Source organism: Endozoicomonas arenosclerae (assembly GCF_001562015.1).
Lineage (GTDB): Bacteria > Pseudomonadota > Gammaproteobacteria > Pseudomonadales > Endozoicomonadaceae > Endozoicomonas_A > Endozoicomonas_A arenosclerae.
The window spans coordinates 39,873-51,889 of the sequence record NZ_LASA01000102.1 but is presented as its reverse complement, the minus strand read 5'-3'; the positions used below and the strand labels follow the sequence as shown (position 1 = coordinate 51,889).

The 12,017-nt window shown below is 50.3% G+C and carries 20 protein-coding genes; all 20 read left to right on the top strand.

Annotated elements, in window-relative coordinates; translation table 11 throughout:
• Positions 1 to 1,748, top strand: a 1,748-nt coding sequence (gene fusA, locus WG89_RS16455; RefSeq protein WP_062268094.1) for an elongation factor G, incomplete at its 5' end; no start/stop codon positions are given.
• Positions 1,749 to 1,845: 97 nt separating this feature from the next.
• Positions 1,846 to 3,039 (top strand): elongation factor Tu, encoded by a 1,194-nt coding sequence (gene tuf / locus WG89_RS16450; protein ID WP_062268092.1) that lies wholly within the window; start codon positions 1,846 to 1,848, stop codon positions 3,037 to 3,039.
• Positions 3,040 to 3,289: 250 nt separating this feature from the next.
• Positions 3,290 to 3,988, top strand: coding sequence for a SapC family protein (locus tag WG89_RS16445; RefSeq protein WP_062268090.1), 699 nt, complete (start codon positions 3,290 to 3,292; stop codon positions 3,986 to 3,988).
• 319 nt (positions 3,989 to 4,307) lie between these two features.
• On the top strand, positions 4,308 to 4,622 hold the full coding sequence (rpsJ, locus tag WG89_RS16440) for a 30S ribosomal protein S10 (protein ID WP_034841731.1): 315 nt from the start codon (positions 4,308 to 4,310) through the stop codon (positions 4,620 to 4,622).
• A 101-nt stretch (positions 4,623 to 4,723) separates the two neighbouring features.
• Positions 4,724 to 5,362, top strand: a complete 639-nt coding sequence (rplC, locus tag WG89_RS16435) for a 50S ribosomal protein L3 (protein WP_062268088.1) — start codon at positions 4,724 to 4,726, stop codon at positions 5,360 to 5,362.
• 12 nt (positions 5,363 to 5,374) lie between these two features.
• Positions 5,375 to 5,977 carry a 50S ribosomal protein L4 gene (gene rplD, locus WG89_RS16430; protein WP_062268086.1) on the top strand — a complete coding sequence of 201 codons (603 nt, stop codon included), beginning with the start codon at positions 5,375 to 5,377 and terminating at the stop codon, positions 5,975 to 5,977.
• Positions 5,974 to 6,270 carry a 50S ribosomal protein L23 gene (gene rplW / locus WG89_RS16425; RefSeq protein ID WP_034841736.1) on the top strand — a complete coding sequence of 99 codons (297 nt, stop codon included), beginning with the start codon at positions 5,974 to 5,976 and terminating at the stop codon, positions 6,268 to 6,270. The genes rplD and rplW overlap by 4 nt, the downstream gene beginning before the upstream one ends.
• An 11-nt stretch (positions 6,271 to 6,281) precedes the next feature.
• Positions 6,282 to 7,109 (top strand): 50S ribosomal protein L2, encoded by an 828-nt coding sequence (gene rplB, locus WG89_RS16420; RefSeq protein WP_062268083.1) that lies wholly within the window; start codon positions 6,282 to 6,284, stop codon positions 7,107 to 7,109.
• Positions 7,110 to 7,130: 21 nt separating this feature from the next.
• Entirely contained in the window at positions 7,131 to 7,409 is a 279-nt protein-coding gene (gene rpsS, locus WG89_RS16415) for a 30S ribosomal protein S19 (RefSeq protein ID WP_062268081.1), read from the top strand.
• Positions 7,410 to 7,420: 11 nt separating this feature from the next.
• A complete protein-coding gene (rplV, locus tag WG89_RS16410) occupies positions 7,421 to 7,756 on the top strand; it encodes a 50S ribosomal protein L22 (protein WP_062268079.1) in 336 nt (111 codons plus the stop codon).
• Between the two features lie 11 nt (positions 7,757 to 7,767).
• On the top strand, positions 7,768 to 8,460 hold the full coding sequence (gene rpsC / locus WG89_RS16405) for a 30S ribosomal protein S3 (RefSeq protein ID WP_062268077.1): 693 nt from the start codon (positions 7,768 to 7,770) through the stop codon (positions 8,458 to 8,460).
• An 11-nt stretch (positions 8,461 to 8,471) separates the two neighbouring features.
• Positions 8,472 to 8,885 carry a 50S ribosomal protein L16 gene (gene rplP, locus WG89_RS16400; RefSeq protein WP_034841748.1) on the top strand — a complete coding sequence of 138 codons (414 nt, stop codon included), beginning with the start codon at positions 8,472 to 8,474 and terminating at the stop codon, positions 8,883 to 8,885.
• The gene (gene rpmC / locus WG89_RS16395; protein ID WP_062268075.1) at positions 8,885 to 9,076 is read left to right on the top strand and encodes a 50S ribosomal protein L29; all 192 of its coding nucleotides are present in this window, start codon (positions 8,885 to 8,887) and stop codon (positions 9,074 to 9,076) included. The genes rplP and rpmC overlap by 1 nt, the downstream gene beginning before the upstream one ends.
• 2 nt (positions 9,077 to 9,078) lie before the next feature.
• On the top strand, positions 9,079 to 9,342 hold the full coding sequence (gene rpsQ / locus WG89_RS16390) for a 30S ribosomal protein S17 (protein ID WP_062268073.1): 264 nt from the start codon (positions 9,079 to 9,081) through the stop codon (positions 9,340 to 9,342).
• 130 nt (positions 9,343 to 9,472) lie between these two features.
• Complete coding sequence (rplN, locus tag WG89_RS16385) at positions 9,473 to 9,841, top strand: 50S ribosomal protein L14 (RefSeq protein WP_062268071.1); 369 nt, start codon at positions 9,473 to 9,475, stop codon at positions 9,839 to 9,841.
• An 11-nt stretch (positions 9,842 to 9,852) separates the two neighbouring features.
• On the top strand, positions 9,853 to 10,170 hold the full coding sequence (gene rplX, locus WG89_RS16380) for a 50S ribosomal protein L24 (RefSeq protein WP_062268069.1): 318 nt from the start codon (positions 9,853 to 9,855) through the stop codon (positions 10,168 to 10,170).
• Between the two features lie 11 nt (positions 10,171 to 10,181).
• Complete coding sequence (rplE, locus tag WG89_RS16375; RefSeq protein ID WP_062268067.1) at positions 10,182 to 10,721, top strand: 50S ribosomal protein L5; 540 nt, start codon at positions 10,182 to 10,184, stop codon at positions 10,719 to 10,721.
• Between the two features lie 15 nt (positions 10,722 to 10,736).
• Positions 10,737 to 11,042 carry a 30S ribosomal protein S14 gene (gene rpsN, locus WG89_RS16370; RefSeq protein WP_062268065.1) on the top strand — a complete coding sequence of 102 codons (306 nt, stop codon included), beginning with the start codon at positions 10,737 to 10,739 and terminating at the stop codon, positions 11,040 to 11,042.
• A 29-nt stretch (positions 11,043 to 11,071) separates the two neighbouring features.
• A complete protein-coding gene (rpsH, locus tag WG89_RS16365) occupies positions 11,072 to 11,464 on the top strand; it encodes a 30S ribosomal protein S8 (protein ID WP_062268063.1) in 393 nt (130 codons plus the stop codon).
• Positions 11,465 to 11,476: 12 nt separating this feature from the next.
• Positions 11,477 to 12,010 (top strand): 50S ribosomal protein L6, encoded by a 534-nt coding sequence (rplF, locus tag WG89_RS16360; RefSeq protein WP_062268061.1) that lies wholly within the window; start codon positions 11,477 to 11,479, stop codon positions 12,008 to 12,010.
• Positions 12,011 to 12,017: the final 7 nt, after the last annotated feature.

The window sequence follows — 12,017 nt, the reverse complement described above, 5'->3', positions numbered from 1 at the left end:
TGCAGCCGCAAACTGAAACTGTATGGCGTCAGGCTGACAAATACGAAGTGCCTCGCATGGTGTTTGTTAACAAGATGGACCGTACCGGTGCAGACTACCAGATGGTTGTCGATCAGTTGCGTGAGCGTCTGAATGCTACTGCTGTACCAATGCAGATGACTATTGGTGCAGAAGACGAATTCAAGGGTGTAGTCGATCTCGTTAAGATGAAAGCAATCATCTGGAACGAGGCTGACCAGGGAATGACCTTCAAATATGAAGATATTCCTGCTGATATGGCTGATGTTTGTGCAGAAATGCATGAATACATGGTTGAAGCTGCAGCTGAAGCAACCGAAGAGCTCATGGATAAATACCTTGAAGAAGGTGGGCTGACTGAGGAAGAGATCAAGGCTGGTATCCGTGCGCGGACCCTGGCTAACGAAATTATTCCTGTCTTCGGTGGCTCTGCGTTCAAGAACAAGGGCGTACAAGCCGTTCTGGATGCTGTTATCGAGTACATGCCTTCTCCGAAAGAAGTTAAGGCTATCGAAGGTGTTCTGGACGATAAGGATGGAACCGTTGAGACTCGTGAAGCTGATGACAATGCGCCATTCGCTTCCCTGGCATTCAAGATTGCTACCGACCCATTCGTTGGTACGTTGACCTTCGTTCGTAGCTATTCCGGTACTCTGAATTCAGGTGATACCGTATACAATCCTGTTAAGGGTAAGCGTGAGCGTGTCGGCCGTATGGTTCAGATGCACTCAAACAATCGCGAAGAGCTCAAGCAGTGCCTGGCGGGCGACATTGTTGCCTTGATCGGCATGAAAGACGTAACCACTGGTGACACTCTGTGTGCCACGGATAACGTTATTACTCTGGAGCGCATGGAGTTCCCGGAGCCAGTAATTTCTGTTGCTGTTGAGCCTAAAACCAAGGCTGACCAGGAAAAGATGGGTATCGCTCTGGGCAAGCTGGCTCAGGAAGATCCTTCTTTCCGCGTTCACACCGACGAAGAAAGTGGTCAGACCATTATCTCCGGTATGGGTGAATTGCACCTGGATATCCTTGTTGACCGTATGCGTCGTGAGTTTAACGTTGAGGCCAACATTGGTAAGCCACAGGTTGCTTACCGTGAGAAGTTGAAAGGCACTGTTGACGCTAACCACAAGTTTGCCAAGCAGTCTGGTGGTCGTGGTCAATACGGTCATGTTGTTATTGAGCTTTCTCCTGCTGCTGCGGGTGAAGAAGGTCTTGAGTTTATCAACGAGATCGTGGGTGGTGCTATTCCTCGTGAATACATCCCTGCTGTACAAAAAGGTCTGGAAGAGCAGATGCAGAACGGTGTTATCGCCGGATATCCTCTGCTGGGTCTGAAGGCTCGTTTGTACGATGGTTCGTATCATGATGTTGACTCTAATGAGATGGCGTTTAAAATCGCAGCTTCTCAGTGTCTGAAGAAGTATGCTCCTCAGGCTCAACCTGTATTGATGGAGCCTATGATGCAGGTTGAGGTGGTAACACCTGAAGACTATATGGGTGACGTGATGGGTGACCTGAGTCGTCGTCGTGGTGTTCTTCAGGGTATGGAAGATACCCCTTCAGGCAAAACAATTAATGCTCAGGTGCCGCTGGGTGAAATGTTCGGCTACGCCACAGATCTGCGTTCAGCAACTCAGGGGCGTGCAACATACTCTATGGAATTCGCAGAGTATGCCGAAGCGCCCGCCAGCATTGCTGAAGCGGTCATTAAAAATCAGGGTTAATATACGCTGACAGTGTTCTGGTATCCCTTGTGGGGTGCTAGAATGCTGCGTCAAGTATCACTACCCCCGAACCATTGATATTTAAAGGTTAAGAGAAATGGCTAAGGAAAAATTTGAACGTTCGAAGCCGCACGTAAACGTCGGCACCATCGGTCACGTTGACCACGGTAAAACAACTCTGACTGCTGCACTGACTCGCGTATGTGCTGAAGTTTGGGGTGGTGAAGCTAAAGACTTCTCCCAGATCGATAATGCTCCTGAAGAGCGCGAGCGTGGTATCACTATCTCTACTGCTCACGTAGAGTATGATTCTCCAAACCGCCACTATGCTCACGTTGACTGCCCAGGTCACGCTGACTACGTTAAGAACATGATTACTGGTGCTGCTCAGATGGACGGCGCTATCCTGGTATGTTCCGCTGCTGATGGCCCCATGCCTCAGACTCGTGAGCACATCCTGCTGTCTCGTCAGGTTGGCGTACCATACATCGTGGTATTCCTGAACAAAGCCGACATGGTAGACGACGAAGAGCTGCTGGAACTGGTTGAGATGGAAGTTCGTGAGCTTCTGGACATGTACGAGTTCCCAGGTGACGATACTCCAATCGTTATCGGTTCTGCTCTGATGGCTCTGGAAGGTAAAGACGACAACGAAATGGGTACTACTGCTGTTAAGAAGCTGGTAGAAACCCTGGACGAGTACATTCCTCAGCCAGAGCGTGCTATTGATCAGCCGTTCCTGATGCCTATCGAGGACGTATTCTCCATCGCTGGTCGTGGTACTGTAGTAACAGGCCGTGTTGAGCGTGGTATCATCACCGTTGGTGAAGAAGTAGAAATCATTGGTATCAAAGAGACTACCAAGACTACTGTTACCGGTGTTGAAATGTTCCGTAAGCTGCTGGACGAAGGTCGTGCAGGTGAGAACGTTGGTGCGCTGCTGCGTGGTACCAAGCGTGAAGAAGTTGAGCGTGGTCAGTGTCTGATCAAGCCAGGAACTGTGACTCCGCACACCAAGTTCGAAGCAGAAGTATACATTCTGTCCAAGGACGAAGGTGGTCGTCACACTCCTTTCTTCAAGGGCTACCGTCCTCAGTTCTACTTCCGTACCACTGACGTGACCGGTGCTGTAGAACTGCCAGAAGGCGTTGAAATGGTAATGCCAGGCGACAACATCAACTTCGTAGCTACTCTGATCGCTCCAGTAGCGATGGAAGACGGCCTGCGCTTCGCTATCCGTGAAGGTGGTCGTACTGTAGGTGCTGGTGTTGTAGCTAAGATCATCGAGTGATACTGAATCACTGGTAATCTAAAGCCACCCTATAAAAACCCCGGACTTGTCCGGGGTTTTTTTATGTGTGTGGTTGGCTTTTAAGGTGAGCGGTTGTAAGGGTGTTAAGGGTTGTGTGTTATTGAGTGGGGTGTAGAGCGGGTGTTCAATGTGTTGTACTGAGTGAGGTGTTTGCAGATCCGTTGTGGGTGTGGAAGAATGGCTGTGCCTTAGGGCGCAGTAACCCAATAAGAATAAATGGACTTTTGTCATGGCTGAATTGTTGTTTTATAGCGAGCCGACTCTTCTGAATCGCGAAGTACACAAAACTCTTCGATTTTCTGCTTCTCCTGATTATTCCTTTACCAAAGAAGTTAATTCCGTGCCTCTGGCGGGAATTGAGTTTTTTGAGGCTAGTCGGGATATGCCAGTTCTTTTCGGTAAAGATGAAGAGGGTGGGTATTTTCCTCTGGTGATGCTCTCATTGATGGATGGGGGGCATAAGCAGCTGGATGAATCGGGTGAGTGGGGTGATAGTTATGTTCCTGCTTTTATCAGGCGCTACCCTTTTGCACTGACTGATGATGGGACGGTTTGTTTTGATCAGAAGGCGGGTCAGTTGCAGTCGGAGGAAGGTGATCTTCTTTTTAATGATGAGGGTGAAGGTACAAAAGTACTGGATAATATTGTTCAGTTTTTAAGTAGTTTTGAGGGGCAGTATAAGGAAACTCGTCGCTACTGTGATCAGTGTAAAGAGTTTGATCTGTTTGTTCCCTTTAATCTCAAGGTCATGGCGGGTGGTGAAAAACCGCTGAAGCTGGATGGCCTTTATGTGATTGATGAGAAAAAACTGAACGAGATTCCTGAGTCCGCTGTTTCGAGTTGGTTTAAATCAGGTTGGCTTGCCTGGACTTATGCCCATTTACATTCTGTGGGTGCGCTGAGTCGGCTGGTCAAAAAACAAGGTTGATACTAACGTCCGTCTTTTTATTTAGTTCTATCGTACAAAAATATTGCAGTGCTGCCGTTCATTTTTAAGCGTAAATGTTTAGGGTGTGTTGGCGGCCTGCTCTACTCTCCTCAGCAGTTTTCCTTATCTCTTTGTTGGATTTAATGCGCTATTATGCCGTCTTTAATATGTGTGCGGTGGCTGAAGCAAGTAAGATGGGATCTTTCATCTGGCACTTGTGTTGACTTTAAGTTTTGTGCTTAGTAGAATTCCGCGTCCTTTTGTCTAGGTGGCATTGCACACCGGACTTAGTTCTTTATTGATATATGGTTACAACAAGATGAGTCAAGCTCAGCAGATTCGCATTCGTTTAAAGGCTTTTGATCATCGCCTGATTGATCAGTCCACGCAGGAAATCGTTGATACTGCGAAGCGTACTGGTGCTCAGGTTCGTGGTCCAATCCCTCTGCCAACCCGAAAAGAACGTTTTACAGTTCTGATCTCTCCTCACGTAAACAAAGATGCGCGTGACCAGTATGAGATCCGTACTCATAAACGTCTTCTCGACATTATAGAGCCCACCGAAAAGACCGTTGACGCGCTGATGAAGCTGGACCTGGCAGCCGGCGTTGAAGTGCAAATCAGTCTCGGTTAATAACGGAGCGGGCGGCCATTCAGTGTGCACAAAACTTTTGTGTAACGCTCTGGAATGAGCGGCCATAGTGGGTGAAAGCCCCGTACACGAGAGAGGTTCAAATGACTATTGGATTAGTCGGTAAGAAGTGCGGTATGACCCGTATCTTCACAGAAGACGGTGCTTCTGTACCAGTCACTGTAATTGAGGTTGATCCTAACCGTATTACCCAGGTTAAAAGCCAGGAAGTAGACGGTTACAGCGCAGTTCAGGTGACTACTGGTGCTAAGAAAAGCAGCCGTGTTCGCAAGCCAGAAGCTGGTCACTTTGCGAAAGCAAAGGTTGAAGCCGGTCGTGGTCTTTGGGAGTTTCGTGTTGACGATTCAGCTTCTTTCGAGCTGGGTCAGTTGATCGGAGTTGACCTGTTCGAGCAGGGTCAGAAAGTAGACGTAACTGGTCAGTCCAAAGGTAAGGGCTTCCAGGGTGGCGTAAAGCGTTGGAACTTCCATATGCAAGACGCTACACACGGTAACTCTCTGTCTCACCGTGCTCCTGGTTCCATCGGTCAGTGTCAGACCCCAGGTCGTGTCTTCAAAGGTAAGAAGATGGCTGGACATATGGGTGCTGAGAAAGTGACCGTTCAGTCCCTGGAAATCGTTCGCGTTGACGCTGAACGTAACCTGCTGCTGGTAAAGGGTGCAGTGCCTGGTGCTACTGGTGCTGACGTTATCGTTAAAGCTGCAGTTAAAGCGCGCGCCTGAGGGGATTAGACGATGGAATTGAATGTAACAGGTGCTGGTACGGTTCAAGTCTCTGACGTGACCTTCGGTACTGAATTCAACGAAAGTCTGGTTCATCAGACAGTTGTTGCTTTCATGGCCGGTGCTCGTCAAGGCACTCGTGCTCAGAAAACCCGCAGCGAAGTAAGCGGCGGTGGACGCAAGCCCTGGCGTCAAAAAGGTACTGGTCGTGCACGCGCCGGTACTATCCGTAGCCCATTGTGGCGCGGGGGCGGCAAATCTTTTGCTGCTAAACCACAAGATCACGCTCAGAAGTTGAACAAGAAAATGTATCGCGGTGCTCTGCGTTCTATCTTGTCCGAGCTGGTTCGTCAGGAGCGTCTGGTTGTTGTTGATAGCCTGGCTGTTGACACTCCTAAGACCAAGCTGATGGTAGCGAAGCTGAAAGAGCTGAATGTCGAGAGCGGTCTGATTGTTTCTGATGAAGTTGATCAGAATCTGTATCTGGCTACTCGCAACATTCCGCATGTGGATACACGTGACGTACAAGGCGTTGACCCTGTCAGCCTGATCGCTCATGAGAAAGTCGTGATGACTGTTGCAGCCATCAAGAAATTCGAGGAGATGCTGGGATGAACCAGGAACGTATTTATAAAGTTCTGCTTGGTCCGCACATTTCCGAGAAGGCGACAGTGGTTGCTGAAGAGCATGGCCAGTACGTCTTCAAGGTAGCCAAGGACGCAACCAAGCTTGAAATTAAAAAAGCGGTAGAGCAGCTGTTCGAAGTCAGCGTTGACGCTGTTCGTACAGCGGTTGTTAAAGGTAAGACCAAGCGTACTCGCTTCGGTATGGGCAAACGCTCAGACTGGAAGAAAGCGTACGTGAGTCTGGCGCAGGGTCAAGAGATTGACTTTGCCGACGCGGAATAAGGAGTTACAGGATGGCCGTAATTAAGTGCAAGCCGACTTCTCCGGGTCGTCGCTTCGTAGTCAAGGTTGTAAACCCTGACCTTCACAAGGGTCGCCCACACGCGCCTCTGGTGGAAAAGAAGAGCAAGACTGGTGGTCGTAACAACGCTGGTCGTATCACTACCCGTCATCGTGGTGGTGGTCACAAGCAGCACTACCGTATCGTAGATTTCCGTCGTAACAAGGATGGCATTCCAGCTGTCGTTGAGCGTCTGGAATACGATCCAAATCGTACTGCTCACATCGCCCTGTTGAAATACATGGACGGTGAGCGTCGTTACATCATCGCACCTAAAGGTGTGAAGGCTGGTGACGAGCTGTACTCTGGTGTTGATGCTCCTATCAAGCCAGGCAACACACTGCCTCTGCGTAATATTCCGCAGGGTTCTGTAGTTCACTGTGTTGAGCTCAAGCCAGGTAAAGGTGCGCAGATGATGCGCAGTGCCGGTACTTCCGCTCAGGTCGTGGCTCGTGATGGTGCTTACGTTACCTTGCGTCTGCGTTCCGGTGAAATGCGTAAAGTTCTGGCTGACTGTCGTGCAACTCTGGGTGAAGCCTCTAACAGTGAGCACAACTTGCGCTCTCTGGGTAAGGCTGGTGCCAAGCGTTGGAGAGGCGTGCGTCCAACCGTTCGTGGTGTTGCCATGAACCCGGTTGATCACCCACACGGTGGTGGTGAAGGTCGTACTTCCGGTGGTCGTCACCCAGTGACGCCATGGGGTGTTCCGACTAAGGGTCGCAAGACTCGTTCCAATAAGCGTACGGATAAAATGATCGTACGTCGTCGCAGCGCGAAGTAAGCCTAGAGAGAGGATACGACAGTGCCACGTTCTTTGAAGAAAGGCCCATTTATCGACCTTCACCTGCTGAAGAAAGTCGAAGGTGCGGCTGAAAGCGGCAACAAGCGTCCGATCAAGACCTGGTCGCGCCGCTCAATGATCCTGCCAAACATGGTAGGTCTGACCATCGCCGTTCATAACGGTCGCCAGCATGTGCCTGTTTTCGTTAGCGAAGACATGGTAGGCCACAAGCTGGGTGAGTTTGCTGCTACCCGCACCTATCGCGGTCACGCTGCAGACAAGAAGGCCAAGAAGCGCTAAGAGGGTAAGAAATGAAAGAAGTAGCTGCTATACATAAAGGCGCTCGCATTTCTGCCCAGAAAGCGCGCCTGGTTGCTGACCAGATTCGAGGCAAAGCCGTTGGCGACGCCCTCGAGTTGCTGGCATTCAGTCCTAAAAAGGCTGCAGAGCTGGTCAAGAAGGTGTTGGAATCTGCGATTGCTAATGCAGAGCACAACGAAGGCATGGATATCGATGAGCTGAAAGTGTCTACTATCTTCGTTGACGAAGGTATGACCATGAAGCGCATCCGTCCACGTGCCAAGGGCCGTGCCGATCGCATTCTGAAGCGGTCTTGCCATATCACGGTTAAGGTTGCAGAGGTCTAAGGAGCGATCACATGGGTCAGAAAGTTCATCCAAATGGGATCCGACTGGGCATCGTAAAGCCCCACAGATCTGTATGGTTTGCTGAAGGTCAGGAATACGCTGACAAGCTGATTACAGACCTGGAAGTTCGTGATTTCCTGCAAAAGAAGCTGAAAAATGCTTCCGTTAGCCGCATCGACATCCAGCGTCCTGCTCAAAGCGCTCGCGTTACCATTCATACTGCCCGTCCAGGCATCGTGATTGGTAAAAAAGGCGAAGACGTTGAGAAGCTGCGCCAGGCTGTTACCAAGATGATGGGCGTACCTGTTCACATCAACATTGAAGAAGTTCGCAAGCCCGAACTGGACGCAATGCTGGTTGCACAGTCCATCGCTGGTCAGCTGGAGCGTCGTGTAATGTTCCGTCGTGCCATGAAGCGTTCTGTACAGAATGCTATGCGTTTGGGCGCGAAGGGCATCAAGGTGCAAATCGGTGGTCGTTTAGGCGGCGCTGAGATTGCTCGTACCGAATGGTATCGTGAGGGTCGCGTACCTCTGCACACTCTGCGTGCAGACATCGATTACGCAGCTTATGAAGCCCTGACTACCTACGGTATCCTGGGTGTTAAAGTATGGATCTTCAAAGGCGAAGTGATTGGCGGAATGGCTCCTGAGGAGCCAAAAGAGCCAGCCAAGCGTCCTAAGAAGAGACAGGCTAAGAAGTAAGGAGCGCGGTAATGTTACAGCCAAAGCGTACGAAATTTCGTAAGCAGCAAAAGGGTCGCAATCGCGGCCTGGCACACCGCGGCTCCACTGTTAGCTTCGGTGAATACGCATTGAAAGCAACGGGTCGTGGACGTATAACTGCTCGCCAGATTGAAGCAGCTCGTCGTGCCATGACTCGTCACATCAAGCGTGGTGGTAAAATCTGGATTCGCGTCTTCCCTGACAAGCCGATCTCCAAGAAACCTCTCGAGGTTCGTATGGGTAAAGGTAAGGGTAGTGTTGAGTACTGGGTAGCACAGATCCAGCCGGGTCGTGTCCTGTACGAAATGGAAGGTGTGTCCGAAGAGCTGGCTCGCGAGGCATTTGCCCTGGCTGCAGCCAAGCTTCCAGTGGAAACTGCCTTCGTTAAGCGGAGCGTGATGTGATGAAAGCTGCTGAATTGCGTGAAAAAACTGTTGAACAGCTCAACGAAGAGCTGATCACACTGCTGCGGGACCAGTTTAACTACCGCATGCAGAAAGCGACTGGTCAGCTGAGTCAGACTCATCTGCTGAAGCAGACCAGACGCGACATCGCCCGTATTAAGACGGCGTTGAATGAGAAGGCAGGTATTTAACGATGGCTGAAGACAAGAAAGTCCGTACTCTGACCGGTAAGGTTGTGAGTGACAAGATGGACAAGACCGTCACCGTTCTTATTGAGCGCCGTGTTAAACATCCGCTCTACGGTAAGATCGTTAAGCGGTCCACCAAGTTGCACGCTCACGACGAAAACAATGAATGCCGTATGGGTGACATTGTTACAATCAAGGAAACACGTCCAATGTCAAAGTCCAAGACATTTGAACTGGTTTCCATTGATGAGCGTGCTACTCAAATATAAGGCCACGGTGCCTAGAGTCTGAGTAGTGCCAGGGCTGAAAGGCACTGGCAGCGAATGATCGGTCTTCGGGCCGGTCGCTCTTACTTTGACTGGCGGGTACCCGTCTGCAGTTTGGGCTTGGAGAATAAGCATGATCCAGACAGAATCTCAACTCGAAGTAGCCGATAACTCCGGCGCTCGTCGAGTACAGTGTATCAAGGTGTTGGGTGGATCCCATCGCCGCTACGCCCACATCGGCGACATCATCAAAGTTACCGTTAAGGAAGCAATTCCTCGCGGTAAGGTCAAAAAAGGCCAGGTGATGAACGCAGTTGTAGTGCGTACTAAAAAAGGCGTTCGTCGTCCAGACGGTTCCGTAATCCGCTTCGATGGCAATGCAGCCGTTCTGCTGAACGCAAGCAATCAGCCAATCGGTACCCGTATCTTTGGGCCAGTGACTCGTGAATTGCGCGGTGAGCAATTCATGAAGATCATTTCCCTGGCACCAGAAGTACTGTAAGGGAGCAGGAAATGAAAAAGATCCGTCGTGACGACGAAGTTATCGTCATAGCTGGCAAGGACAAAGGTAAGCGCGGCAAAGTGCAAACCGTTCGTGCCGATGGCAAGCTGATTGTTTCTGGTATCAATATGATCAAGAAACATCAGAAGCCTAACCCAATGCTGGGCACCCCTGGTGGCATCGTTGAAAAAGAAGCGCCTATTCAGGCTTCTAACGTTGCAATCCTGAACACAGAAACCGACAAGGCTGATCGCGTTGGCACTGCTATCTCTGAAGATGGCAAAAAGCAGCGCGTGTTCAAGTCTACCGGTAAGCCGGTTGACGCGTAAGGGGTGGCATAATGGCAAACTTCAAGACTCAATATCGTGAAGAGATCCTGCCTAAGCTCAAAGAAGAGCTGGGTGTGAGCAATATTCACGAAGTTCCTCGAATCACCAAGATCACTCTGAACATGGGTGTAGGTGAAGCGATCGGTGACAAGAAGGTCATCGAAAACGCTGTTGCTGACATGGAAAAAATCGCCGGTCAGAAAGCAGTAGTTACCAAGGCACGTAAATCCGTTGCAGGCTTCAAGGTTCGTGAAGGCTGGCCAATCGGTGTTAAAGTGACCCTGCGTGACGAACGTATGTACGAATTCCTGGAGCGTCTGGTTGACATCGCTCTGCCTCGTGTTCGTGACTTCCGTGGCATCAGCCCGAAGTCATTTGACGGCCGTGGCAACTACAGCATGGGTGTCAAAGAGCAGATTATCTTCCCGGAAATCGATTACGATAAAGTCGACGCTCTGCGTGGTCTGGATATTACCCTGACTACTACAGCCAAGACTGATGACGAAGGCCGTGCATTGCTGAAAGCCTTCAACTTCCCATTCCGTAACTGATTAAGGTACGAGCCCATGGCAAAAGTATCCATGAAGCAGCGGGAGTTGAAGCGTCAGCGCACCGTTGCCAAGTTTGCAGAGAAGCGCGCTGCGCTGAAGGCGATCATCAGCAGCCCAAACAGCTCAGAAGATGAGCAGTGGGAAGCTGTAGTAGCACTGCAGAAGCAGCCACGTGATGCCAGCTCATCTCGTCTGCGTAACCGCTGCCGTATAACAGGTCGCCCTCACGGTTACCTGCGTAAATTCGGCCTGAGCCGCATCAAGCTGCGTGAAGCAGCTATGCGTGGTGACGTTCCAGGTCTGGTTAAGGCCAGCTGGTAAGCGCGATTGATCTTCTGGAGAGATAGATAATGAGTATGCAGGACCCGTTAGCAGATATGCTAACTCGTATCCGTAATGCCCAAATGGCAGAACATGCATCTGTCGAAATGCCCTCTTCCAAAGTAAAGGCTGCTGTAGCCAAAGTACTGAAGGAAGAAGGTTATATTACTGATGCACGTGTTGAAGGCGAAGTTCAGAAGACTCTGATCATTGACCTGAAATACTATGAAGGCAAACCAGTTATTGAAAACCTGAAGCGCGCTAGCCGTCCAGGTCTTCGTACTTATGCCGGTAAAGAAGGTCTGCCTAAAGTTAAAGGCGGTCTCGGAATTGCCATCGTTTCTACCAACAAAGGTGTAATGACCGATCGTGCTGCTCGTGCAGCCGGTGTTGGTGGCGAAATTCTTTGCACCGTATTTTAAGGGAGGGGTGAGATGTCTCGAGTAGCAAAAAGCCCTGTAGAAATCCCTGCCGGTGTTGAGATCAAGCTGAATGGTCAGCACATCGCTGTCAAGGGTGGCAAAGGTCAACTGGAGCTGAGCATTCACTCCAATGTTGAAGTAAAGCAGGAAGAAAACGTCCTGACTTTCGAAGCCCGTGACGGTGCTAAGCACTCTCGTGCACTGGCTGGTACTACACGTGCGCTGGTTAACAATATGGTTACCGGTGTGACCGCTGGTTTCGAAAAGAAACTGAAGCTGGTTGGTGTAGGTTATCGTGCGCAGGCCAAGGGCAAGAGCCTGAATCTGAACCTGGGCTTCTCCCATCCGGTTGACTACAGTCTGCCGGAAGGTGTTACAGCGGAAACTCCAAGCCAGACTGAGATCCTGATCAAAGGGATCGACAAGCAGCTGGTTGGACAGGTTGCAGCGGAAATCCGTGAATTCCGTCGCCCAGAGCCATATAAAGGCAAGGGTGTCCGCTATGCTGACGAACACGTTCGTCGCAAAGAAGCCAAGAAAAAGTAAGGTAGGG